Source organism: Idiomarina sp. OXR-189 (assembly GCF_034373425.1).
Classification (GTDB): Bacteria; Pseudomonadota; Gammaproteobacteria; order Enterobacterales; family Alteromonadaceae; genus Idiomarina; species Idiomarina zobellii.
This window is the reverse complement of the sequence record NZ_CP139706.1, coordinates 2,237,250-2,262,451: the sequence shown is the minus strand read 5'-3', so window position 1 is coordinate 2,262,451 and position 25,202 is coordinate 2,237,250. Positions and strand designations below refer to the sequence as shown.

Here is a 25,202-nt window from a genome sequence, read left to right as displayed (position 1 = left end):
ATAAAGTAAGAAATGCCACTCTACTTGAACAAACCGTAAGGTAGAGGCGTATCGAACTTGTGTACAGCGAGAACAAACAATCTTGGTCATGTAGTCCAGACACCTTCGGGTTGTATGGTTAAGTGACTAAGCGTACACGGTGGATGCCTAGGCAGTTGGAGGCGATGAAGGACGTACTAACTTGCGATAAGCCATGACGAGGCAGTAAGAGCCACTTGAGTCATGGATTTCCGAATGGGGCAACCCACTGAGCTTGCTCAGTATCCGGCACTGAATAAAATAGGTGCCAGGAGGCGAACCCGGAGAACTGAAACATCTAAGTACCCGGAGGAAAAGAAATCAACCGAGATTTCCCTAGTAGCGGCGAGCGAACGGGAAGCAGCCCTTAAGCGTTACATGTGCTAACAGAATCTGTTGGGAAGCAGAGCCATAGACGGTGATAGCCCGGTATGTGAAGGCGCATGAAACGTGAAAACGAGTAGGTCGGGACACGTGTTATCTTGACTGAATATGGGGGGACCATCCTCCAAGGCTAAATACTCCCAACTGACCGATAGTGAACCAGTACCGTGAGGGAAAGGCGAAAAGAACCCCGGCGAGGGGAGTGAAATAGAACCTGAAACCGTGTACGTACAAGCAGTAGGAGCGGACGTGTTCCGTGACTGCGTACCTTTTGTATAATGGGTCAGCGACTTATATTTTGTAGCAAGGTTAACCGAATAGGGTAGCCGTAGGGAAACCGAGTCTTAACTGGGCGCTCAGTTGCAAGGTATAGACCCGAAACCGGGCGATCTAACCATGAGCAGGTTGAAGATTGAGTAACATCAATTGGAGGACCGAACCCACTTATGTTGAAAAATGAGGGGATGACTTGTGGCTAGGAGTGAAAGGCTAATCAAGCCCGGAGATAGCTGGTTCTCCCCGAAATCTATTTAGGTAGAGCCTCGGACGAATACCATTGGGGGTAGAGCACTGTTTGGGCTAGGGGGTCATCCCGACTTACCAACCCCATGCAAACTCCGAATACCAATGAGTACTATCCGGGAGACACACGGCGGGTGCTAACGTCCGTCGTGGAGAGGGAAACAACCCAGACCGCCAGCTAAGGTCCCAAAGTTATGGCTCAGTGGGAAACGATGTGGGAAGGCACAGACAGCTAGGAGGTTGGCTTAGAAGCAGCCACCCTTTAAAGAAAGCGTAATAGCTCACTAGTCGAGTCGGCCTGCGCGGAAGATGTAACGGGGCTAAGCCATACACCGAAGCTGCGGCAGCAACTTGTTGCTGGGTAGGGGAGCGTTCTGTAAGCGGATGAAGGTGGTTCGAGAGGACTGCTGGACGTATCAGAAGTGCGAATGCTGACATGAGTAACGATAATGGGAGTGAAAAACTCCCACGCCGGAAGACCAAGGTTTCCTATCCCATGCTAATCAGGGTAGGGTAAGTCGGCCCCTAAGGCGAGGCGGAAACGCGTAGTCGATGGAAAACAGGTTAATATTCCTGTACCGATGTTCATTGCGATGGGGGGACGGAGAAGGCTAGGTGAGCGCGGCGTTGGTAGTCCGCGTGAAAGTGCGTAGGCTGAGGGTTTAGGAAAATCCGGACCCTTAAGGCCGAGACACGAGACGAGCATCTACGGATGCGAAGTCATTGATGCCCTGCTTCCGGGAAAAGCCTCTAAGCTTCAGATGAACATTGACCGTACCCCAAACCGACACAGGTGGTCAGGTAGAGAATACTAAGGCGCTTGAGAGAACTCGGGTGAAGGAACTAGGCAAAATAGTACCGTAACTTCGGGAGAAGGTACGCCGCTGATGGTGATTGACTTTTCGTCATGAGCTGTTGGCGGTCGCAGTGACCAGGTGGCTGGGACTGTTTATTAAAAACACAGCACTGTGCTAACACGAAAGTGGACGTATACGGTGTGACACCTGCCCGGTGCCGGAAGGTTAATTGATGGGGTTAGCGTATGCGAAGCTCTTGATCGAAGCCCCGGTAAACGGCGGCCGTAACTATAACGGTCCTAAGGTAGCGAAATTCCTTGTCGGGTAAGTTCCGACCTGCACGAATGGTGTAACCATGGCCACGCTGTCTCCACCCGAGACTCAGTGAAATTGAAATCGCAGTGAAGATGCTGTGTACCCGCGGCTAGACGGAAAGACCCCGTGAACCTTTACTACAGCTTGGCACTGAACATTGAACCTACATGTGTAGGATAGGTGGGAGGCTTTGAAGCATTGGCGCTAGTTGATGTGGAGCCATCCTTGAAATACCACCCTTGTATGTTTGATGTTCTAACATAGGCCCCTTATCGGGGTTGTGGACAGTGCCTGGTGGGTAGTTTGACTGGGGCGGTCTCCTCCCAAAGAGTAACGGAGGAGCACGAAGGTTGGCTAAGTACGGTCGGACATCGTACGGTTAGTGCAATGGCAGAAGCCAGCTTAACTGCGAGACAGACACGTCGAGCAGATACGAAAGTAGGTCATAGTGATCCGGTGGTTCTGAATGGAAGGGCCATCGCTCAACGGATAAAAGGTACTCCGGGGATAACAGGCTGATACCGCCCAAGAGTTCATATCGACGGCGGTGTTTGGCACCTCGATGTCGGCTCATCACATCCTGGGGCTGAAGTCGGTCCCAAGGGTATGGCTGTTCGCCATTTAAAGTGGTACGCGAGCTGGGTTTAGAACGTCGTGAGACAGTTCGGTCCCTATCTGCCGTGGGCGTTTGAGAGTTGAGAGGAGCTGCTCCTAGTACGAGAGGACCGGAGTGGACGAACCTCTGGTGTTCGGGTTGTCATGCCAATGGCACTGCCCGGTAGCTATGTTCGGAATCGATAACCGCTGAAAGCATCTAAGCGGGAAGCGAGCCTCGAGATAAGCTCTCACTAGCACTTTAAGTGCTCTGAAGGGTTGTTGAAGACGACGACGTTGATAGGCGGGGTGTGGAAGCGTAGTAATGCGTTGAGCTAACCCGTACTAATTGCCCGTGAGACTTAACCATACAACACCGAAGTTGTTTGAGACGTTACGCACAAGCGAGCGACTCTGCTAAGCGGCAAGAAGAGTGGCGATTACTAAGAATCAGTTTTTTATGTTGTGACAGTTTATGTCTGGCGGCCATAGCGGTGTGGCACCACCTGAATCCATCCCGAACTCAGCAGTGAAACACACCAGCGCCGATGGTAGTGTGGGGTCTCCCCATGCGAGAGTAGGTCACCGCCAGACTTCAAATAAAAGAGCCCCAGCCGATTTTGGCTGGGGCTTTTTATTTTGTGTGTTGTGCTACTCGAGCATGGGCATGTGACAAAATCGCCGGGAGCGATTTTGAACGCACGTTAGTGCGGCCCGAAGGGCGGAGGGCAGGAAGCCCGGAGTAAAGTAGGACACCGCCAGACTTCAAATCTAAGAAGCCCTCAGCTGATGCTGGGGGCTTTTTTTATGCCCGTCCTCCCGGAACTGCCATCACACCTGATGCAATAACCTTAGGCTACTTATAACAAATGTTCATATGTCATCGCTAACAGGACTGAACCAAATTACGTTTTAACTGCTATATTAAAATGACATATAAATGGGGAGAACAGCAGTATGAAACGTATAAATCCTATAACACTAGCTTTGGCTAGTAGTTTTCTTGTCGCTCCAGTAGCATTAGCACAAAATGCTGATACAAATGACAGTGCAGAGGTTGAAGAGGTTATTCAGGTTGTAGGTTCTCGTTTATCGATGAGAACAGCGACTGATGGTTCGGCGCCAGTCGACATTATTAGCGGAGAAGATCTAGCTGCCACAGGAATGACCGATACAGCAAAAGCACTTCAATATGCTGTACCAAGTTTTAACTTCCCATCATCTTCTATTACGGATGGTAGTGACGCTGTTAGACCAGCCTCACTAAGAGGTTTATCACCTGATCATACGCTCGTCCTTATCAACGGCAAACGGCGTCACAGTTCTGCTTTAGTCCACTTAAATGGGACAACGGGGCGAGGTAGCTCAAACGTTGACCTTAACGCTATACCAATGTCGGCCATAAAACGCATTGAGGTCTTAAGAGATGGCGCTGCTGCACTTTACGGCTCAGATGCTATTGCCGGTGTGATTAACGTTGTATTGAAAGACAATTCAGAAGGCGGTAGTGCGAGCTTTCAGCTTGGCCAAACACATAAAGGTGATGGTGAACAATGGCGCGCATCGGCTAGTACTGGATTTTCGGTGGGCGAAGACGGTGCGTTAACGGTGTCTGGAGAACTTCAACATAAAAACCGTACCAATAGAGCCGGTCCAGATACTCGGCAACAGTATCCATTGCTTGAAAACGGTGACCCAGATCCCCGAGAAGAGACCTTTGATAGACAAAGTTTTCATATTGGCCAAGCTGAATACGAAAACGCATCTTTATTTGCTAACTTCGATATGACTTTGGGCGACGGTAGGATTTATGCTTTTGGCGGCATGAGTGACCGTAAATCTGAGTCCGGGGCTTTTTACAGAAGAGCGATTCAAAGTAACACGTTGACTGAAATCTACCCTGACGGGTTTCTGCCTATTCTAGCACCTGATGTTAAAGACTACTCTATGTACGCCGGTTATGAGTGGTACTTGGGTGAATGGACTTTAGATTTTAGTGGTGGTTATGGTGTTAGTGAGTTCCAATATAATGTTAAGAACTCATTGAATGCATCTCTGGGGCCTGACGTAACTCCAACCTCGTTCGATGCGGGAACTCTGACGAACGAAGAATCGAATATCACATTCGATGCTCAGCGTTTTGTCCCGTTTGTGAACAATTCTGATTTATCGATTGCGTTTGGTGTGAGCTACCGCGACAACACTTACCAAATTGAAGCTGGTGAAGAGGCGTCTTATATTAACGGTGGTTACGAGGATCGTCCTGCCGGGAGTCAGGGCTACACAGGCTTTAGACCTGACGCAGAAGTTAACCAAAGCCGTGACAATGTTGGCGTGTACTTCGAAACCGAAAACCAGCTAACTACAGACTTTATGTGGGGCGCAGCGGTACGCTATGAAGACTATTCAGACTTTGGTGACAATACGAGCTGGAAGGTATCGGGACGCTACGACATTACGGACAGAATAGCGGTACGTGGCGCGGTTAATACCGGTTTTAGAGCACCCAGTGCCCAACAACTTTATTTCACCAACATCTCGACTCTGGCTGTTGATGTTGATGGTGAGACAGTTCTGCAACGCTCTGGAACCTTTAACTCTCTGAGTCCGGTTACAGATGCTTTGAATATCCCTGATCTTGAACCAGAAGAATCTGACAGTATCAGCGCAGGTATTGTCTGGAATGGTTATGACGGTTTGGCCATTACATTAGACTATTTCCGAATCAATATTGATGACCGCATTATTTTATCAAACCAAGTGTTTCCGGGTGACTCGCCGGCTGTAGCCGATGCGCTAAGCACGGTGTCCGCAGAAAATGCCCGATTTTTTATCAATGCAGTTGATACAAAAACAGAAGGCTTGGATATTGTTGCGAGCAAGACATTTAGCTTAAATGACTTTGGTGAGCTAAAAGCACAACTTGCTTATGGCTTTAATAACACGGAAATAGAATCAGTTAATTTGCCGCCACTTTTTGATGGGCTTGAGTCGGTATTATTCGATTATGACGAAAAAATCCGTATGACCGATTCAACACCAGATCATAGTGGCTCGTTGGGCTTTACTCATTCATTAGGAAACTGGAAAACAGACGTACGTTTTAATTACTTTGGAACTTATATTATTGGTGATTACGACACAGGAGAGACTGCCGAAGAAGCCAATGATACTTATGGACCCAATTGGGTGACTGACATTTCAGTGAAATACGCATTTTCTGATGACCTCAGCTTAATCGTTGGTGGCCAGAACGTGTTTAGTGAGTATCCAGAAGAGCAACCGGTAGAGAGCGCGTTTGATACGATATTTAAGTATCCTAATACAAACTCGCCTATTGGATTCAACGGCGCTTACTTCTATTCCGAAGTTGAGTACAAGTTCTAAATTATCGAAAACTTAGTAAAAACCGCCATTATTTGGCGGTTTTTTTATTTCCGCCAACATCTTTTTTCAAAAAAAACTTTAAAAACAGAGAGTTACTCATTGGCATGGTTTATGATAGCAATACTATTAAAATGATTTAATAGGTGTGGATAAGATTATGTCAGACAAGAAAACTGTTTGGATCATTGTAATTGCCGTTATCGCGTTTCTATTGTTTGGGGACGAGATTGTTGCCTTAACCGCTTCTATCTTAGGGGCTGCAGTTGAGCTTTCGGTGTCACTAATTGTTTGGTTACTGGTCGTCGGTGGTATTTTCTTCATCGTGACGTCGATATTCGGGAGCACGCTACTTGGCTTCTGCGCAGCGTTTATAGCACTGGTGCTAAGTGGAATTAGCTTTTTCTGGCCACTTTTACTCTGTCTTTTCGTTCTTTACTTAGTGTTTCGCAAACCGAGGGTTTCTAGGGCTCCTTAATTAAGTGTAAGATAGCGCATTATAAGCTGATTACTGGAATGACAATGCGTACATTACTGGCTGGTATTTTTACACTATTAATGACATCGACGGTATACGCCGATGTCGTTACTTTTTCCGAAGGCTGGGCGCGAGAAAGCATACCCGGAGCGGAGAATGGAGCCGCTTACGGCAAGTTAGCCAACCCGTCTCAAGAAGTCCTGATTATAAAGGGCGTGAGCGGTTCCGTTGCAGACAAGGTAGAAGTCCATACTCATGTGATGACCGATGGAATGATGTCGATGCAACAGGTAAAGGCGCTTGAATTACCTCCAAATGAACAAATAACCTTTGAACCTGGAAGCTATCACTTCATGTTATTTGGACTCTTGTCACCGCTGAAAAGTGGGCAATCGTTTGATTTGCAATTACACTTTACCAATGGTGAAACCCAGCCAGTTACTATTCGTGTTAAATAAAACGTTGTATTAAGGATGAACATGTATAAAAAAAGCATTATGCTCGCCGCTGCTTTGGCGCTAACACCTCAACTTGCAAACGCAGACACTGTTTTAGGTTTATATGTTGGTGGCCAATACTGGGATACCGATGCCAGCGGTGAGTATGGCGTTGGTTCGGAAGTATTTCCCCCTGGCTTCGAGGACAAAGGACAAAACAGTTATTACGCAGCACTAGAGCACCCTATCCCATTAATTCCTAATGTAAAAATACGTGAAAACTCACTTGAGTTTGACGGTGGATATGGACGTAATGACTTTAGCCATCGCGACTATATTTTTTATTACGAGTTTTTCGATAACGACATTATCTCGTTTGACGCTGGTATTAATGCAATGGATTTTGATGGTACGGTTCGCACGCCGGTGAGCACAACATTTGGGCGCCAGGACTTTTCTGTCACTGTTCCTACCGGTTACTTGGCAACACGCGTTGGTATTCCGATGACCGATCTTACGTTGTTTGCTGAAGTGAGTGCGCTGAGTGTGAAAGACTCAAAAGTGCAGGATGCCCAAATTGGTATCGAATATCGCTTGGTTGAAAACCTGGCTATCGACTTTAATTTGCATGCCGGTTACCGCCACTCTGTCATTGAGTTAGATGACGTTGACGATATTTATTCCGATGTAACCTTTAAAGGTCCTTTTGTAGGCCTAGAAGTCCATTTCTAAAGAAAACGAATACTGCTTATTCGCTTGCAGTTGTACAACTTTATAAGCTAAATTGTTAGATGTTTGTAACGGTTTAAGCGGAAGGCGAATGAGCAGTACCCCAGATGAGCCGCTGTTCCTTCATGATGACGATGAAGAGATCAAGGTAGACAAGCCCAAGGGCTTTTGGAAAATCCTGATTGTCGATGACGATCAGGAGATTCATGCTGTCACAAAAATGGCTCTCGCCGATGTCATTATTTCAGACAAACCGCTTCAATTTTTGCATGCGTATAGCGGTAGCGAAGCGCTCGATCGTTTAAGCGAGCACGATGACGTTGCTATGATTTTACTGGATGTTGTTATGGAAACTGACGACGCCGGTTTGAGAGTCGCGCAGGATATTCGAGAAAAGCTCGCTAACGATGAAATACGTATTGTGTTGCGAACGGGACAGCCAGGGTATGCACCGGAAGAAAATGTCGTAAAAGCGTATGACATCAATGACTATAAAACAAAAACTGAACTCACTCGTAGTCGCCTGTTAACCACTGTTTTCTCGGCAGTGCGTTCTTACCAACAGTTAAAAACCATTAATGAAAATCGCCGTGGCTTAAGAAAAATTATTCATTCTGCTTCGAATTTGATGGAACGGCACTCCATAGTGAATTTTTCCGAAGGTGTCGTTACTCAAATTGCTTCACTACTTGGCCTAAACGCAGAAGGCATTGTCGGCGCACGAGCTCCTCATAAAGATAATGATATTTTAGTACTGGGGGCTGCTGGTCACTTTGCGAACAGCATATATAAAAGTTTATCGACGCTAAACTCTGAGGAAATAGAAAGATCTGTTCGTCAGTGTCTGAATGAAAAGCGACACATTCAGACAGAGCACGCAACGGTATTTTTCATCGATGGGCAAGAGCATCAGGCTGCGGCCTATATTGAGACTGACCAAAAAGTGGCTGAGTACGATCAGGAGTTGCTGGAAGTCTTTTTAGCCAATATTGCTGTCGGGTTTGAAAATGCGAATTTATTTGAAGAGCTACGCACTGCTGCTTATCTTGACCCGCTAACCGGCATTCCTAACCGCGCTGAATTTACGCGAAAGCTTCAGGTTATCTCTGAAAAGCCTTGCCAGGAAACCGCCATAGCGGTGGTGGATATTGACCACTTTTCAGATGTGAACGATGGCCTCGGCCAGGATATAGGCAATCTACTTCTACGTTCCGTTGCGCTTCGACTTACCGAACAACTTGGTAATGAAGTTTTTGTTTCCAGAATTTCAGCGGATGTTTTTGGCATAACAGGTCCTAAAGCTATCGTCACGCCGGGTAATATTAACCAACTGTTTATGTTACCGTTCAGAGCCGGCGAGCACTACATACCGCTGCAAGTCACCTGTGGTTTTACTTCTGCGGAAAATACCGAGCGAGTTAACGGTAAAGGTCTTTTGAAGCAGGTGTATATTGCCCTGAAAAGTGCGAAAACTCATTCATTCGAGCGTTTCGACTTTTATGAACCCATTATGGAACAAGAGACTCAGCGTCGTCTCGAACTGGTCAGAAAGTTAAGAGCTGACTTTGCGGATAGAAAACTGCAGGTCTGGTATCAGCCCCAGGTTGACCTGAAGACTCAGAAAATCATTGGTGTTGAAGCACTATTGCGCTGGCCACAGAGTGATGGCAGTTTTATTTCACCCGCTGAGTTTATTCCCTTGGCGGAGTACTCGGGGCTTATTGTTGATATTGGCTCCTGGGTCATCGAAGAGTCTTGCCGACAAATTCAAGCCTTTGATGAAAGCGGCCTGCCTAGCTTACGTATCGCCATTAATGTGTCGGTTCCGCAGTTTAGAAAGCGGGACTTCCCCGAGTTGGTTGAGCGACAAATTGAGCAGTCTGGTATATCGCCTGAGCGTGTCGAGCTGGAAATTACAGAAAGCATTCTGATGGAAGAGCCCGAGCTGGTCGCAGATATTTTAAAACGACTGAAGCTTCAAGGCGTGAAAGTTGCTATTGACGATTTCGGTGTCGGTTTTTCTTCGCTCAGTTATTTACAGAAACTACCGCTTAACCGAATTAAAATTGATAAAACTTTCGTGAATAACTCCGCCCATAAAAGTGGGCAAATCATTATTGAGACTATTGTGGATATGGCCCATCGACTGGGTCTGGAAATTCTGGCGGAAGGTATTGAAGAAACAGAGCAGCGGGATTATTTCATTGGTCTGGACTGCCGGGAAGGGCAAGGCTTTTATTTCGCCAAACCCATGCCGGCTAATGAGCTTATTCAGTTACTGAAAGAGCAAACAGACTCTTACTGATACACCTCAACAGAGTCGGCATCCATAGTGTAGCCAACAACTGCTAAGTCGCCTTCTTTGCGTTCCACCTTAATCGTACCCTCAATCCATACGGCATCGTAGGTGTTTTCGTAAGGAACACCTTCTGCGTATTGAACATGGATAATCTGATTCGGCGGCGGTGGCGGCACGTGAATACAGGCGCCGAAATAAGGCACTAACAAAAATTCAGTGACATTGTCAGCGTCACCTTCAAGCTGCACCACATAACCCGGTATGCGGACTTTTTTGCCATCCAAAGACTCGACCACAGGTGCATCTAAGTTAGTTTGCCTGTCTTCTTCTGGATTAGCGTCATAGTAAGATTGAGGCTTAACCGGCGGTGGGGTAAAACCTTCAGGGATTAAGTCTTTCCAGCCAATTTTCTCTGCTGCGAACGTCGGCATTGCAACGACCAAAAACATTAATGCTAATAACTGTTTCATACTTTCACCGTGAGTCCGTCTGCTAAAGACTGGCGATAGGCTCGCCAGGCTGGAATTAAACTTAACAAAAAACCGGTAGCCACAACGAGCCCTAAGCGCCACCACTCAGCAACTGTTGGCCATGCAAAGCTAAGAACAATGCCGGTCTGCGACTGAATAACGCCGGCCAGCGACCATTCGAGCAAGTACAGCAGAGCCAACCCGCTTGCGGCGCCTACCACCGTCAGTAATAAAGCTTCACTGACTAACAAGCCAAAAACGGTTCCTGGTCCTGCGCCTACTGCTCTTAAGACCGCCATTTCACGACGGCGTTCCCGTAAGCTGGCAAGCATAATGGTCAGCATGCCTAGTAACCCAATAAGTACCACCATCGAGGATATAACGGTTAACGCTTGTTCGAATACGCGCAGAGTCTTCCACAACTCTTGCAGTGTCATACCGGGTAATAATGCTGTAAGTGGCTCCGGTTTATAAGTGTTAATTTGTCGTTGAAGCCTTAACGCCAGCGGCTTGGCTTTGAGCCCCAGCAATGCCGCGCTGATGCTCTCTGCAGGAGGAGCGTGGCTGTCACCGTGGTCATGTTTTTCATGGCTTTCGCCACCATGAATAACTTCAAGGCTCGTTAAGCTGGTCAAAATAGTCTGGTCAACGGGTGTCCCTGTGCGTTTTAAAGTACCTACGACAGTTAGTGGGTGATCATCGTGCTCACTAAAGCTAATGCCACCACTGCCATGCGCAATGGTAATGTTATCACCGACTTTCTTGTTTAATTTAGACGCAGCTTCAGCACCCAGTACAACCTGCTTTTCACCTTTAAAAGCGTCGCCAGCAGCAAAGGTTAGTGACTGCTTACTACCGTATCTAAAGTGTTTAAAGTAGTCTTTAGTAGTGGCAACAACGGGTAAACCGCCGACACTGTCACCCAGCGAAATTGGCACCGCCCACTCCACTGCGGGGCGTGAACGAATGTCATCAAAGGCCTCCCAACTCATGTTGTTGGTCATGCTACCAATATGAAAAACGGACGACAGAAGCAGCTGTATCTGACTGGTTCTGGCTCCAATAATTAAGTCTGTTCCCGAGACCGTATTAGCAAAGTTTGTTTGCACTTGTTCTCGCGTGCGTTCGACAGCAAGTAGCAAAGTGACACTGACTGCAATGGCAATAACAGTCAGCAGAACACTCGCACGGCGATTCAGCAAACTTTTAATGGCCAGCTTTATCATGCCGTTACTCCTGCTTTGTTGAGGTCATTGAGTTCAACATGGGAGTCAAAGTAGCGAGATAAAGCGGCATCATGCGTGACAAAAATCACCGTAGTATTGTTCTTAGCGGACAGTTCGAGAAGCAATTGAATAAAGCTGTCACGGTGCTCAGCGTCGAGTGCTGATGTTGGCTCGTCCGCGATTAAAAGTGGTGGTGCGCCTAACAAAGCGCGTGCAGCAGCAACCCGTTGTTGCTGACCGACGCTGAGGGAGTGCGCGGGCTGTTGAATCTGGCTCTCGCTTAAACCTAAACGTTTCAACATATTGTTAGCTGAGCTCTCTGGTGTCTCGCCAGCCTTTGCAATGCGCTCTTTGCGAATGCTTGAAAACTGACAAGCTAATAAAGCATTGTCCAATGCAGACAAATAAGGCAAAAGATTAAACTGCTGAAAGATATAACCGATGTTATCGGCCCGGAACCGATCTCTCTGGCGTCCGGAAAGCTTAGAAAGTCGTGTGTCGAAAAGGCTCAACTCACCTTTTTGCGGTGTATTAATGCCGGCTAGCAGCGATAACAGAGTGGACTTTCCGCTACCGCTGGGGCCGCGTAAAAGCAGAGTTTCGCCGTTCTGTACTTGCCACTCGGGTATGTCTAATGTGGCGGGTTCATTGCGCTTCCAGGAGAAGCTTAAATCACGAACAGAAACGGCGGTCATAGATACTGCCTTTTAACGTTAAGAATTTACGACTTCTGAGCGCGCTCAAATGACGTTTTAATTTCTTCTTTAGCTGACGCTGCGTTTTCCCAGCCGTCAACTTTAACCCACTTACCTTTTTCAAGCTCTTTATAACGTTCGAAGAAGTGCGTGATTTGAGCTTTCAATAGCTCCGGTAAGTCGTCCACGTCATTAATGTGGTCGTACTCTTTGGTTAGCTTACTGACAGGAACCGCGATAACTTTTGCGTCTTCACCAGACTCGTCAGTCATTTTTAATACACCGACCGGACGGCATTTGATCACACAGCCTGCTTGCAGTGGGTATGGTGTTGGTACTAAAACGTCAACCGGGTCGCCGTCGAGTGACAAGGTTTCATTAACGAAACCGTAGTTTGCAGGGTAGAACATTGGCGTTGCCATGAAACGGTCAACCACTAATGCACCTGTGTCTTTGTCGACTTCGTACTTAATTGGGTCAGCGTTTGCCGGAATTTCGATGATAACGTTGACTTCTTCTGGCAGGTTTTTACCTGCAGGTACGTTTCCTAAGCTCATAATACTTCCTGTTCTCAATGTAAAAGTTATACCGATTGCGCGATTATAGCGGTTCGGCTTTATCGTGCAATATCGCTAAAGGTCTAATACGGTTTCGGGTACTGCTTATGGTACTCCATGCAAACGTCAACTTCGTTTGCAGAGCCAAGTACAACGGCAACTCTTTGGTGAATATGGTCAGGGACAATGTCCAGAATGCGTCGGTAACCGTCAGATGCCTTGCCGCCCGCCTTTTCAACCAGCATAGCCATAGGCGCGGCTTCGTACATTAGGCGTAACTTAAAGGGCTTTTCTGGTTTTCGGGCGTCCCACGGGTAGGTAAACAATCCTCCACGAGAAATCACTCGGTGTACATCAGACACCATAGCGGCATTCCAGCGCATGTTAAAGTTCTTGCCTCGAGGCCCTTCTTTACCTTCCAGTAAGTCATTGATATACGCTTTAATTGGCTCTGCCCAGTGGCGACGGTTCGACATGTTAATAGCGAACTCTTTTGTATCTTTAGGAATTTCCGCCTTTTCGTGCGTCAGCAAAAACTCGCCCACGGTTTGGTCTAACGTATAAACCCGAACGGCTTTGCCAGTGGTTAACACCATCATGGTTGCCGGGCCATATAATACATAGCCTGCAGCAACTTGAGCCTTGCCCGGCTGCAGGAACATAGATTCGCTGGTCTCTTCACCTTCAGGCTTGCGTAAAATAGAAAAGATAGTGCCTACGCCACCGTTAATATCGATATTTGAACTGCCATCGAGCGGGTCAAAAGCAACCAGATAGTGACCAGAATTGGGGCTGTCGACAACGGAGTCTTCTTCTTCTGACGCCACTGCGTGTACGTTAGGTGACTCCAACAGCAGGGTTTTTAACAGTTGGTTGGCGACAACATCGAGCTTCTTCTGAGTTTCGCCCTGAATGTTTTCATCCAGCGTAGAGCCCAGCACACCGGCTAGTGCGCCCTGGTGAAGTCGGAACGAAATTTCCTTGGCTGCAATTTGAATGGTGTTAATAACGGATATGAGCGACTCGCTGGTTTGGTCGGCTCTCAGTGTAGGCAATAAGCGTTTCATAACAGTTCCTGCAGCTTAAAATGTTGGTGCGTTAAACGACATGTTTTCGAGGGCGCAAATGATACCTTATTTTTTAGTAAAAATCCTGCTTGGCGTTTTTGACGTGGTACACTTTCGCTTCAGTAACAAATAGATGAATTGGATTGACGCATGCATATTCATATCGTCGGTATTTGCGGTACCTTTATGGGCGGTGTCGCCGCTATTGCCCAGCAGCTTGGACATAAAGTAACAGGCTCTGATGCCAGCGTGTACCCACCAATGAGCACTCAGCTGGAAAGTTTGGGCATAGAGTTAATGGAAGGTTATGCCGAAGCGAATTTAGAACCTAAGCCCGACTTGGTTATTATCGGCAACGCATTGAGCCGGGGAAATCCAGAGGTGGAAGCAATACTGCGCGAACGGCTCCCTTATGTGTCTGGTGCGCAATGGCTGCATGACAATATATTGACCCAACGCTGGGTACTGGCGGTTGCGGGTACTCACGGTAAAACCACAACGGCCAGTATGCTGGCGTGGATTCTGGAGGATAACGGTTATAATCCAGGGTTCATGATTGGTGGCGTGCCGGGAAACTTCTCTGTCAGTGCAAGGTTGACCGAGTCGGACTTTTTTGTGATTGAAGCCGATGAATATGATACGGCATTTTTCGATAAGCGCTCGAAGTTTGTACACTACGCCCCCGACACTCTGGTGCTTAATAATCTCGAATTTGATCATGCCGATATCTTTGATGATCTTGCCGCCATTAAACGACAGTTTTCGCACTTGCTGCGTGTTGTGCCAGACTCCGGTCAGGTTATTTATCCAACTGAAGACAAAGCGTTAAACGAAGTTGTTGACGGTGGCTGCTGGAGCGACAATGTCCAGCTGGGTAAAGACTGGTCTGCAAAGCGCAACAACGAGGATGGCACGTCCTTCGAGGTGATGTATGAGGGCGACACGGTCGCAACCGTTGAATGGTCGTTATTAGGTGAGCACAACGTTAATAACGCCATGATGGCTATTATTGCAGCTCGTCATGTTGGTGTCCCTGCAGAGCAAAGTGCTGACTCCTTAAGCCGCTTTCAAAGCCCTAAACGACGCATGGAACTGATTGGCGAACATAACCGTATAAGAGTCTATGATGACTTTGCCCATCATCCCAGCGCAATTAAAACAACGCTGAGGGGCTTGCGCTCTCACCTGCCGGGTTCGCGCATTGTTGCGGTACTGGAACCACGCTCAAACACCATGAAAATGGGTGTTCATGCTGACGCTATGGAAGAAGCGTTGAGAGCTGCCGATGAGGTCTTTGTACTGCAACCTGACGGATTAAAGTGGGAGCTGGCGCTGGTGTTACCGAATGCACACGTTTTCACTAGCACCGGGCAATTGCTCGAGGGTTTACTACATGAAGCGCAGCCGGAAGACTCTGTCGTTATAATGAGTAATGGTAGCTTTGATGGTTTACACCAGCGCTTTCTCAGTGCGTTGCAACACAGCCAGGAGGCATAATGAAACAGGATAATAGGGTCACGGTCGCTATTACCGGCGCATCGGGTGCACCTTATGCACTGCGTTTGATACAATGCTTGCTTGATCAGGATCAACAGGTGTTTTTGTTGATATCCAGCGCAGCCAGAGTGGTTCTGGCAACCGAGCATGGTATGCAGTTGCCGGCCGCCCCTGACAAAGCGGCTGAACAATTACGTAAATACTTTTCAGCCAGCGACGATAAGCTTCAGGTTTTTGGTAAAGAAGAATGGTTTTCGCCGGTGGCGTCCGGCTCGTCTGCGCCCGGGAAAATGGTGGTTTGTCCCTGTTCAACCAGCACCTTATCGGCAATAGCTTGTGGTAGTAGCAATACGCTTATAGAGCGGGCCGCCGATGTCGTTATGAAAGAGCGTGGGCAGCTTATTTTGGTTCCTCGCGAATCGCCATTGTCGACCATACATTTGCAAAACATGCTACAGCTAAGTCAGCAGGGCGTCACCATAATGCCGGCAGCACCTGGCTTTTATCATAAGCCTGAGAGCATTGACGATTTAATTGATTTTATGGTCGCCCGAGTGCTTGATCATTTAGGGTTAGAGCAGAAGCTGGTTGCGCGTTGGGGCTACTCAAAGGAGTCATAGTACAGAGTATGAAAGCGCTAGAAATTAAAGGGTTAAGAAAAGTATACCGAGGTGGTTTTGAAGCCTTAAAGGGTATCGACCTGTCGGTAGAAGAAGGCGATTTTTATGCATTGCTTGGGCCTAATGGCGCGGGTAAGTCGACCACTATCGGTATTATTTCGTCGTTGGTGAATAAGACCGCGGGCACCGTGAGTGTGTTTGGGTATGACCTGGATACGCAGTTAGCGGATTTAAAACGCCAAATTGGTTTAGTGCCACAGGAGTTCAACTTCAACCAGTTCGAAACGGTTCAGCAAATAGTGGTGAACCAGGCAGGCTACTATGGTGTGCCCAGACAACTTGCCAAAGAGCGCTCAGAAAAGTACCTGAAACAGTTAGGTTTATGGGACAAGCGAAATGAACCTGCGCGTTCTTTGTCAGGCGGTATGAAGCGCCGCTTAATGATTGCCCGGGCGTTACTGCACGAGCCGAAGCTATTGATTTTGGATGAGCCTACTGCCGGTGTTGATATAGAGCTGCGCCGCTCAATGTGGGACTACCTGACCAAAATAAACGAGCAGGGCATTACCATTATTTTGACAACGCATTATCTCGAAGAAGCGGAAATGCTGTGCCGCAATATTGGCATTATTGATGCGGGACGGATTGTCGAAGACACCTCAATCAAGCGTTTATTGGCGACGCTCAGTCGGGAAACCTTTATTCTCGATATTGAGCCTGGTCACAATGGTGCGACCATTGACGGCTTTAATCATCGTTGGACAGACGACCACACGATTGAAGTCGAAGTCGATAAGGATGCGGGCCTCAACCGTGTGTTTGAGCAACTGAGCGAACAACAGGTAAAAGTATTATCCATGCGAAACAAAGCAAACCGACTTGAAGAGCTTTTTGTCTCAATGGTTGAGCAGGGTCGTCAGAAGGAGGCTGCGCAATGAGTCATTCAGCATCAAACTTTATCGCACTGAAGACCATTTGGATAAAAGAGTGCACCCGCTTTTTAAGAATTTGGGTGCAAACGCTGGTGCCGCCTGCAATTACAATGACGTTGTACTTTGTGATTTTCGGTAGCATTGTCGGTGAACGCATTGGTGAAATGAGTGGTGTTGGCTACATGGAGTTTATTGTACCGGGTCTTATTATGATGTCGGTCATTACCAACTCCTATTCAAACGTCGCTTCTTCGTTTTTCAGTGCGAAATTTCAACGCAATATTGAAGAGATGCTGGTGTCGCCGGTGCCCACCTCAGTTATTATTGCGGGCTATATCGGTGGAGGCATGGCTCGGGCGATGATAGTGGCCGTTATTGTCACTTGCGTGTCGTTCCTGTTCGCCGATATTCAAATTGCTCATATCGGGTATGTTGTTTTGACGGTGGTATTAACCTCGACCTTATTTTGCTTAGGCGGCCTGATTAACGCTGTTTATGGTAAAACTTTTGACGATATATCCATAGTGCCAACCTTTGTACTGACGCCGTTGACCTATTTAGGTGGGGTGTTCTACTCGGTGAGCTTACTGCCGGAGTTTTGGCAAAAAGTGTCAATGGCGAACCCAGTGCTTTATATGGTGAACGGTTTCCGCTACGGCTTTTTAGGCCAGTCGGATGTTGGTATTGGTGTCGCTATTGCGGTACTTGTCGGGTTTAATGTGCTGTTTTTTGGCGTGGCGTATTACATCCTTGAGAAAGGCATAGGAATTCGCTCGTAATGAATGAAGCAAGGCCAGTAAGCAGTAACCAACATGGGCCACATGAAGACACTGTCGCTGTGGTTGAGCGCCACCTAAACACTGTTTTCAAGAAGCCATTTCAGGAGCATAACCTGAGAGCGTTTGAGGAAATTAATGCTCAGGTTGAAGACTGGAAGGGGCCGGTTATTTTGGATTCCTGCTGTGGAGTTGGTGAAAGCACAGCAAAACTGGCGGCTCAACACCCGGACGCTATGGTTATTGGCGTTGATAAGTCAGCGCACCGACTGGCACGTCATAGTCATTACCAGAATAATGAAAAAGGCCAGCGCTACTGGGTCGTTCGGGCTGATCTTATCGACTTTTGGCGTCTGGCCAACCAGGCCAACTGGACGCTTGAAAAACATTGTATTTTATACCCAAACCCCTGGCCCAAGGCATCACACTTGTCTCGACGCTGGCATGGCAGCCCGGTATGGAAAGACGTGGTTGAACTTGGTGGGCACTTACACATGCGCTCCAACTGGAGCCTTTACTTGCTGGAAGTAACGCAAGCGCTTATGGTGAGTGGTTGTCAGGCACAGGTGTCACTTGTTAAAAACGACGAAGAGATTATGACGCCGTTTGAGCGCAAGTATAAAGCCAGTGGCCAGCCGTTGTGGCAACTCGACGCAGATTTATCGAAGGAGACCTAATTGAGCTCTAAACCCGAAGTGGCTGAGGTTAGTGAAGAATCGCTTTATCGCATTTTCACCATTCCGGAAGCGCCCGACTCAACACTGAGTAAAATTGAAAAGCATTTGTCTGAGAACCTCATGGGGTTTCTTGGCGATCATATCGTTGCGCGCGAGAAACCCCTGCAGGAAATTGAGCGGGACTTTGACCGCTCGCAAATTCCGGAAGAGCCGCAGTTCGTTTCTGACCATACTGAGTTTTTGCTCGATAAATTGGTGGCGCACTCAGTACATACCGCTTCGCCGCGTTTTATTGGCCACATGACATCGGCTTTGCCTTACTTCCTATTGCCGTTAGCGAAGTTGATGGTTGGGCTGAATCAAAATCTGGTAAAAATAGAAACCTCGAAGGCGTTCACACCGTTAGAACGTAACGTTATTGGCATGCTGCATCATTTGGTTTACCGAGAAGAAGCAGCATTCTATAACCGTTGGATGCACAGTGCACAGCATTCATTGGGAGCCTTTTGCTCAGGCGGCACTATCGCCAATATGACGGCTTTGTGGGTCGCCCGAAACCGGTTGCTACAGGCCGACGGTAACTTCGGTGGCATTGCGGCGGACGGAATAGCGGCAGGTTTGCAGCACTATGGATATTCACGCCTGACGGTGGTGGTCTCTGAGCGAGGGCATTACTCGTTAAGTAAAGCCGCCGATGTTTTGGGTATTGGGCGCCGCAACTTAGTTTCAGTGCCAACGGACAGTAACAACCGCATTCGTATCGATAAGTTGCGTGAAACCTGCGAGTCAATAGCGGCGGAAGGTGGCAAAGTGCTGGCGCTGGTTGGTGTGGCTGGTACCACAGAAACAGGACACATAGACCCGTTGGACGAAATGGCCGATGTTGCAGAAGACATTGGCGCACACTTTCATATCGATGCCGCTTGGGGAGGCGCAACGCTGTTATCTGAGCAGCACCGTTCGCTATTGCATGGCGTTGAGCGTGCCGACAGTATTACCATTGACGCTCATAAACAAATGTATGTGCCTATGGGCGCAGGGCTGGTGTTGTTTAAGAACCCGTCGCTGGTGAAGTCGATAGAACACCATGCCGAGTATATTATTCGACAAGGCTCTAAAGACTTAGGCTCGCATACAATGGAAGGCTCCCGGGCGGGCATGGCCATGATGGTCTTTTCTGCTATGCACGTGATAGGGCGCCGGGGTTATGAGCTGCTAATTAACAACAGTATTGATAAAGCGCGTTATTTCTCGAAACTTATTAGCGAGCAGGATGACTTTGAGGTCATTACCGAGCCTGAGCTTTGTATACTGACCTATCGCTTTGTACCGGCAAGAGTTAAAAAGGCGCTTGAAAACGCTACGCCTGAGCAGCTGGCACGCTTAACCCCACACTTAAATGCGTTAACGCGTTACATTCAAAAGCGTCAGCGTGAAACCGGACGATCATTTGTGTCGCGAACCAAATTGACGCCGGCGCAGTATCATCATGAGCCTACTGTGGTATTTCGAGTGGTGTTGGCAAACCCGCTAACAACGCACGACATGCTCGAGGAAGTATTGGAAGAGCAGCGTGAAATCGCATCCAAAGCAACCAGTCTGAGAGGGGCGTTGCATACCGAGATGCGTGAACTCGGTATGCTGAACTAAGCCGAAAAGTGAGTTAAGTGGCCGCTGGATTATCAGCCTGAAGGTTGTCTATCAGGCGAGTTTTTCCGAGAAAAGCCGCGGCCAATATAACCCACTTTTCGTCGGTTTTAGAGGCTGGCTGTAAGTCGTTTGCGTTACGGATGCTAAAGTAGTCCACTTTAAAACCAGCTTTCCCCAGCTGTTGCACTGCCTGAGACTCTATCTGCTCAAAGTCTTCTCGGCGTTCAAGCCCCGCTTTCGCATCTTGAAGGCTTTTGTAGAGCGCTGTTGCCTGAGTTTTCTCTTCTGCTGTCAAATAACCGTTGCGTGAGCTTAAAGCCAAACCGCTGGCTTCTCGCTGTGTTGGCACGCCAATAACCTCTACCGGCAAGCTTAAGTCCTGAGTCATCAGCCGAATGACTTGCAGTTGCTGATAGTCTTTTTCGCCAAAAACAGCAACTTGAGGCTGCACCATATTGAACAGCTTGCAGACGATTGTCGCCACACCGTCAAAATGGCCTGGGCGGCTGGAGCCACATAAAATATTGCTAATGCCGGGCACGCTGACCTTCGTTTGTTGCTCCAGTCCGCGTGGATAAACATCACTGACTGTGGGAGTAAACACGGCACTAACGCCCAATTTCTCTAATGCTGCGCAGTCGGCATCTAAGGTTCTGGGGTAACTGTCGAGATCTTCGTTGGGACCAAACTGCATTGGGTTCACAAAAATACTCACCACCACATTGTCGCAATGTTGCAGCGCACTTTTTACCAGCTGTAAGTGGCCGTCATGTAAGTTGCCCATAGTTGGAACGAGTGCGACTTCCTGCTGTGCACTACGCCACTCACGAAGCGCCTGTAAGCTTTTTAGTACCTTCATTTATAGCAGTGCTCCGGAGCCGGAAATTCGCCCGAGCGCACTTGCTCGGTGTATAAACGAAACGCGTCAGCGAGAGAGCCCCCCTGCGCCAGAAAGTCTTTGGCAAATTTGGGCAAATAGTCACTGTTCATGCCCAGCATGTCGTGCATCACCAATATCTGCCCGTCGGTGTCAGGACCGGCACCGATACCAATGGTCGGAATAGTTAAGGCGTCGGTAATGCGCTTGCCTAAGCTGGATGGAATACACTCCAACACCAGCAGTTGAGCGCCTGCGGCTTCGAGTGCTTTTGCCTGACGCAGGGTGTTTTCTGCCTGTTGCTCTTCTTTACCTTGTACTTTGTAGCCGCCTAGCACATTGACTGACTGCGGCAGTAAACCAAGGTGTGCACAAACCGGAATTCCGCGAGTATGCAGCCCTTTAATGGTGTCTTCCAGCCATTCACCGCCTTCCAGCTTCACCATATTGGCACCGGCTTGCATAAGTGCCGCTGCATTGTCATAGGTTTGCTCAGGTGTCGAGTAGGTCATGAACGACATATCGCTAATAACGAAGGCTTCAGGGGCGCCGCGGCGCACACATTCTGTGTGGTAGGCCATGTCACCGAGTGTGACCGGAACGGTCGAATTGCGACCCTGAACCACATTACCTAATGAGTCGCCGACAAGCATAAAGTCGACACCTTGTTCGGTCATTAATTTTGCGAAGCTGGAGTCGTAGGCGGTAAGCGAGCTAATTTTAACGCCTTCACGCTTCATTTTTTGCAGTGTAGCAATGCTGGTTGTAGCCATTATGCGACCTTTAGCAAAGTTATAAAGAAATAGATGACTGGTAGACTAGCACGTCAAGACCGCTTTCGGTAAGTGTCTTGGCTTGCTCAGTCACTGTTTTGCCGTTGGGTAAGACAAGTGCTGGCGTTATTTCAGCCAACGGATACAGGACAAAGCTACGCTCATAAATACCCGGGTGTGGAACCGTCAAGTCTGGCTTTTGGTGCGTCTCGTTATCGAATAATAATAAATCGAGATCTAACGTGCGCTCACCCCAATGACGAATGCGTTTGCGACCAAACTCGTCTTCAATATCATGCAGTGACTGCAGCAAGTCGTAAGCAGACAATTCCGTCTTCAACTGACACACGGCATTAACATAGTCAGGCTGATCTTGCGGTCCCATGGGCTTGCTGCCGTAAAGCGACGAATAGCTGACGAGTTGCCAGCTATTGGATCGATTTAATCGTGACAGCGCACTGAGTAAGTTATTGAGCGGGTCGTTTAAATTACTCCCCAGTGCGACATAGGCATTATGCTGAGCCATTATCTGAGTTGCTTTGTGGCTTCTTCTTACGCGGTCCGCGACGACGGCGTCTCGGCTTGCGAGTGGGAGCGCCGGACTTACCGGTTTTTAGCTTAGTCGGGTTGTTCTGAGCTTCTGTCCAGAACTGAGCCAGTTCAGCCAGCTTTTTGTCTTCGGGCTCGGCGTGTGAGCGCAGCAACATAAAGTCATAAGCGGCGCGGAAGCGTTTATGTTCAAGCGCTTTCATTGCCCGACCACCTTTAGTGACTTGCAAACGTCGTTGTAGCTGCCAAATTTCACGCGCCGGTAAACTAAAGCGTTTAGGAATAGAAACACGCTGAGACTGCCTGTGTACGACATCGGCAGCGGCTATGTTAATCGCATCCATAGGCGGCAGACCACCTTCGTTTTCCAGTTGCTCTTTGCGGGCCAGTAATGGCCACCACAACAACACAGCAACAAGGTAGGCCGGGGTGACCCGTTTGTCTTCAGCAATGCGCTTGTCGGTATCTTTAAATGCTTTTAACAGCATTTGGTATGCGGGTGACTGGGCGTCACTGAGGTGCCCTTTAAGCATTGGGAATAGCTGCTGAAACAGCCCCAGCTCCATCATCATGGAAAAGTTGGCAGTGGCTTTACCCGACATGAACATTTTCAGAAATTCGTCAAACAGACGCGCTGGCGGAATGTTTGCAAGCAATGACGCTAGTTCAGGAATAGGGTCACGTACCGCGGTATCTAGTTGCATGTTGAGCTTGGTCGCAAAACGTACCGCACGCAGCATTCTGACCGGGTCTTCGCGGTAGCGTGTTTCAGCATCACCAATTAAGCGTAAAACACCTTTGTTGATATCTTCTACGCCGTTCGCAAAGTCGTAAATGGCAAAGTCGGCAATATTGTAATACAGCGCGTTAGCGGTGAAGTCGCGGCGCTCTGCGTCTTCCTCTATGGTGCCATAGACATTGTCGCGTACTAACTGACCGTGCTCATCACTGTGTGCGTGCTGGTTTTTCTTACTGTTTTTTGAGTCGGTGTCATCGGCGTGATGCCCGCGAAACGTAGCGACCTCAATAATCTCTTTGCCAAACACAACATGCGCCAGACGAAACCGACGACCAATAAGGCGGCAGTTTCGAAATAGCGATTTCACCTGTTCAGGCGTCGCGTTGGTGGTCACGTCGAAGTCTTTCGGTTGAATACCGAGTAAAATATCACGTACGCAACCGCCCACTAAATAGGCGTCGAAGCCGCTGTTATGTAAGCGGTAAAGGACTTTAAGTGCGTTTTTGCTAATGTCGTTCCGGGATACGGGGTGTTTATCTCTTGGGATAACTTTCAACGCCGGTAAACGACTGTTGCTGGTAGTATCCTTGCTGGAGAAAGCGCGTTTTGCTAACTCTTTTATTCGCTTAATAATGGTGGTCTCTCCCTTACCATTGTTATTGTTGTTTCTTCTCAATTGGTCGCATATTGTACCGTCAAGCAGGCGTAATGTGCCACTTTTTGCGCCATTTTTGCACCGCAAAGGCCAATATCTCATCGATTTGTCGCGTTTCACTGAGTTCATGGGCATCAATACCCAGGTAATCGAGGGCTGTTAACAGATTGTCTGACGCGTGTTGGCTGTTTATTGCTGGCGCGTGATTTTGTTTGCTGAGCTTACGGCCGTCACTCGATGTCACTAATGGTAAGTGCATCATTCGAGGCTCGGTTTTAGCGATATGCTGCCACAAAGTGAGCTGCCAAAAGCTCGGAACAACCAGGTCGCTACCACGCACAATATCGGTAATACCTTGCTCAATATCATCAACTACCACCGCTAATTGGTATGCGTACAAGCCATCACGGCGCTTCACGACAAAGTCTTCTGCACAGGTGCCGGTATCACCCCGTTGTATGCCGAGTGCCCGGTCATTGAATTGATTGACGGGGTTGCTGTTGATATAGCGTAATGCATAAGGTGTCGGGCGTGGTTGACGAGTTCGGCAATAGCCATCATAAATACCACCGCGCTCACGAATGGCCTTACGTGAACAATCGCATTGATAGATGAAACCGGCGGAAATTAGCGAGTTGATGTAATCCTGATACGATTCGTCACGATTACTTTGAAAGATAACCTCACCATGCCAGGTGAGTCCGTGGTCTTCGAGTTGGCGGAGGATAGTATCAGCAGCGCCGGGAATTGCGCGAGGTTTGTCGACATCTTCAATACGAACAAGCCACTGGCCGTTATGCGCATGAGCATCAAGGTAGCTACCAACAGCAGCAACCAACGAGCCTAAATGTAGAGGCCCCGACGGGGTCGGGGCAAATCGGCCGCGGTACATGAGCCCTTAGGCTCCTGTCATTTGTTTCTCTTTCATTTCTGCCAGGGTTTTGCAGTCAACGCAGAGATCCGCTGTTGGACGCGCTTCTAAGCGGCGAATACCAATTTCTATGCCGCATGAATCGCAAAAGCCGAAGTCATCGTCTTCAATTTTTTGCAGCGTTTTCTCAATTTTCTTAATCAACTTGCGCTCACGGTCACGAGTGCGCAATTCAATGCTGAACTCTTCTTCTTGTGCCGCGCGGTCAACTGGGTCAGGGAAGTTCGCTGCTTCATCTTTCATATGATGCACGGTGCGATCAACTTCCTGGCGTAACTGACGACGCCATTCTTCCAGAATACGACGAAAATGCGCACGCTGCGCGTCATTCATGTACTCTTCGCCCTGCTTCTCCTGATAAGGCTCCAGGCCGGCTAGTGCCAGAATGCCATGGGTTTTCTTTTCCTTGCCTTGAGGCATTTTGGATCTCCTAATTCTCTAAAACTAGAGTGCTCTAAAAGCGTGCGTTTAAAAAAGGACGCTACATATACCAGAAAGGGGTCAGGTTGGCAACGCTATTTCAACAACTCTTTTGTTCAAAATTTAGCTCAATG

22 protein-coding genes and 2 rRNA genes are annotated in these 25,202 nt (G+C 48.2%); 13 read left to right on the top strand and 11 right to left on the bottom strand.

Annotated features, from left to right (window positions below; all coding sequences use genetic code 11):
- The first annotated feature begins 116 nt into the window (after positions 1-116).
- From UM402_RS11100 to UM402_RS11070, 7 genes are all read left to right on the top strand, one after another.
- Positions 117-3,000, top strand: a 23S ribosomal RNA gene (locus tag UM402_RS11100).
- Between the two features lie 108 nt (positions 3,001-3,108).
- Positions 3,109-3,224 (top strand): 5S ribosomal RNA (gene rrf / locus UM402_RS11095).
- A gap of 363 nt (positions 3,225-3,587) precedes the next feature.
- Positions 3,588-6,017: a TonB-dependent receptor plug domain-containing protein gene (locus tag UM402_RS11090; RefSeq protein WP_058577079.1), complete on the top strand. Its 2,430-nt coding sequence runs from the start codon at positions 3,588-3,590 to the stop codon at positions 6,015-6,017.
- Between the two features lie 157 nt (positions 6,018-6,174).
- Positions 6,175-6,492 (top strand): hypothetical protein, encoded by a 318-nt coding sequence (locus UM402_RS11085; protein ID WP_053953856.1) that lies wholly within the window; start codon positions 6,175-6,177, stop codon positions 6,490-6,492.
- A gap of 44 nt (positions 6,493-6,536) precedes the next feature.
- Positions 6,537-6,950 (top strand): copper chaperone PCu(A)C, encoded by a 414-nt coding sequence (locus UM402_RS11080; RefSeq protein WP_058577078.1) that lies wholly within the window; start codon positions 6,537-6,539, stop codon positions 6,948-6,950.
- A gap of 21 nt (positions 6,951-6,971) precedes the next feature.
- On the top strand, positions 6,972-7,661 hold the full coding sequence (locus UM402_RS11075; protein WP_053953858.1) for a TIGR04219 family outer membrane beta-barrel protein: 690 nt from the start codon (positions 6,972-6,974) through the stop codon (positions 7,659-7,661).
- A gap of 88 nt (positions 7,662-7,749) precedes the next feature.
- Entirely contained in the window at positions 7,750-9,963 is a 2,214-nt protein-coding gene (locus UM402_RS11070) for an EAL domain-containing protein (RefSeq protein ID WP_058577077.1), read from the top strand.
- Here UM402_RS11070 and UM402_RS11065 read toward each other — a convergent pair.
- From UM402_RS11065 to UM402_RS11045, 5 genes are all read right to left on the bottom strand, one after another.
- Positions 9,957-10,427, bottom strand: a complete 471-nt coding sequence (locus UM402_RS11065) for a DUF3299 domain-containing protein (protein WP_058577076.1) — start codon at positions 10,425-10,427, stop codon at positions 9,957-9,959. The two genes, UM402_RS11070 and UM402_RS11065, sit on opposite strands and share 7 nt — an antisense overlap.
- A complete protein-coding gene (locus UM402_RS11060; RefSeq protein ID WP_058577075.1) occupies positions 10,424-11,653 on the bottom strand; it encodes an ABC transporter permease in 1,230 nt (409 codons plus the stop codon). The genes UM402_RS11065 and UM402_RS11060 overlap by 4 nt, the downstream gene beginning before the upstream one ends.
- Entirely contained in the window at positions 11,650-12,348 is a 699-nt protein-coding gene (locus UM402_RS11055; RefSeq protein WP_058577074.1) for an ABC transporter ATP-binding protein, read from the bottom strand. Before UM402_RS11055 ends, UM402_RS11060 begins: the two co-directional genes overlap by 4 nt.
- 26 nt (positions 12,349-12,374) lie before the next feature.
- On the bottom strand, positions 12,375-12,905 hold the full coding sequence (gene ppa / locus UM402_RS11050) for an inorganic diphosphatase (RefSeq protein ID WP_053953863.1): 531 nt from the start codon (positions 12,903-12,905) through the stop codon (positions 12,375-12,377).
- Positions 12,906-12,988: 83 nt separating this feature from the next.
- The gene (locus UM402_RS11045; RefSeq protein WP_053953864.1) at positions 12,989-13,972 is read right to left on the bottom strand and encodes a class 1 fructose-bisphosphatase; all 984 of its coding nucleotides are present in this window, start codon (positions 13,970-13,972) and stop codon (positions 12,989-12,991) included.
- Positions 13,973-14,122: 150 nt separating this feature from the next.
- Between UM402_RS11045 and mpl the strand changes: the two genes are divergently transcribed.
- The 6 genes from mpl to panP are packed head-to-tail and all read left to right on the top strand — an operon-like array spanning position 14,123 to position 20,124.
- Positions 14,123-15,469: a UDP-N-acetylmuramate:L-alanyl-gamma-D-glutamyl-meso-diaminopimelate ligase gene (gene mpl / locus UM402_RS11040; protein ID WP_058577073.1), complete on the top strand. Its 1,347-nt coding sequence runs from the start codon at positions 14,123-14,125 to the stop codon at positions 15,467-15,469.
- The gene (locus UM402_RS11035) at positions 15,469-16,089 is read left to right on the top strand and encodes a flavin prenyltransferase UbiX (protein ID WP_053953866.1); all 621 of its coding nucleotides are present in this window, start codon (positions 15,469-15,471) and stop codon (positions 16,087-16,089) included. Before mpl ends, UM402_RS11035 begins: the two co-directional genes overlap by 1 nt.
- Before the next feature lie 8 nt (positions 16,090-16,097).
- Positions 16,098-17,027, top strand: coding sequence for an ABC transporter ATP-binding protein (locus UM402_RS11030; RefSeq protein ID WP_058577072.1), 930 nt, complete (start codon positions 16,098-16,100; stop codon positions 17,025-17,027).
- The gene (locus UM402_RS11025; RefSeq protein ID WP_058577071.1) at positions 17,024-17,800 is read left to right on the top strand and encodes an ABC transporter permease; all 777 of its coding nucleotides are present in this window, start codon (positions 17,024-17,026) and stop codon (positions 17,798-17,800) included. Before UM402_RS11030 ends, UM402_RS11025 begins: the two co-directional genes overlap by 4 nt.
- Positions 17,800-18,474, top strand: coding sequence for a tRNA (guanine(46)-N(7))-methyltransferase TrmB (gene trmB / locus UM402_RS11020; protein WP_058577070.1), 675 nt, complete (start codon positions 17,800-17,802; stop codon positions 18,472-18,474). Before UM402_RS11025 ends, trmB begins: the two co-directional genes overlap by 1 nt.
- On the top strand, positions 18,475-20,124 hold the full coding sequence (gene panP / locus UM402_RS11015; protein ID WP_058577069.1) for a pyridoxal-dependent aspartate 1-decarboxylase PanP: 1,650 nt from the start codon (positions 18,475-18,477) through the stop codon (positions 20,122-20,124). It begins immediately after the preceding gene.
- Between the two features lie 13 nt (positions 20,125-20,137).
- Here panP and panC read toward each other — a convergent pair whose 3' ends face one another.
- From panC to dksA, 6 genes are all read right to left on the bottom strand, one after another.
- Entirely contained in the window at positions 20,138-20,983 is an 846-nt protein-coding gene (panC, locus tag UM402_RS11010; protein WP_058577068.1) for a pantoate--beta-alanine ligase, read from the bottom strand.
- Positions 20,980-21,774, bottom strand: coding sequence for a 3-methyl-2-oxobutanoate hydroxymethyltransferase (gene panB, locus UM402_RS11005; RefSeq protein ID WP_058577067.1), 795 nt, complete (start codon positions 21,772-21,774; stop codon positions 20,980-20,982). Before panB ends, panC begins: the two co-directional genes overlap by 4 nt.
- A gap of 19 nt (positions 21,775-21,793) precedes the next feature.
- Entirely contained in the window at positions 21,794-22,300 is a 507-nt protein-coding gene (gene folK / locus UM402_RS11000; protein WP_058577066.1) for a 2-amino-4-hydroxy-6-hydroxymethyldihydropteridine diphosphokinase, read from the bottom strand.
- Positions 22,287-23,609: a polynucleotide adenylyltransferase PcnB gene (pcnB, locus tag UM402_RS10995; RefSeq protein WP_322295485.1), complete on the bottom strand. Its 1,323-nt coding sequence runs from the start codon at positions 23,607-23,609 to the stop codon at positions 22,287-22,289. Before pcnB ends, folK begins: the two co-directional genes overlap by 14 nt.
- Positions 23,610-23,757: 148 nt before the next feature.
- Positions 23,758-24,609 carry a tRNA glutamyl-Q(34) synthetase GluQRS gene (gluQRS, locus tag UM402_RS10990; protein ID WP_058577065.1) on the bottom strand — a complete coding sequence of 284 codons (852 nt, stop codon included), beginning with the start codon at positions 24,607-24,609 and terminating at the stop codon, positions 23,758-23,760.
- A gap of 6 nt (positions 24,610-24,615) precedes the next feature.
- Positions 24,616-25,068 carry an RNA polymerase-binding protein DksA gene (gene dksA / locus UM402_RS10985; protein WP_053953875.1) on the bottom strand — a complete coding sequence of 151 codons (453 nt, stop codon included), beginning with the start codon at positions 25,066-25,068 and terminating at the stop codon, positions 24,616-24,618.
- Positions 25,069-25,202 lie beyond the last annotated feature (134 nt).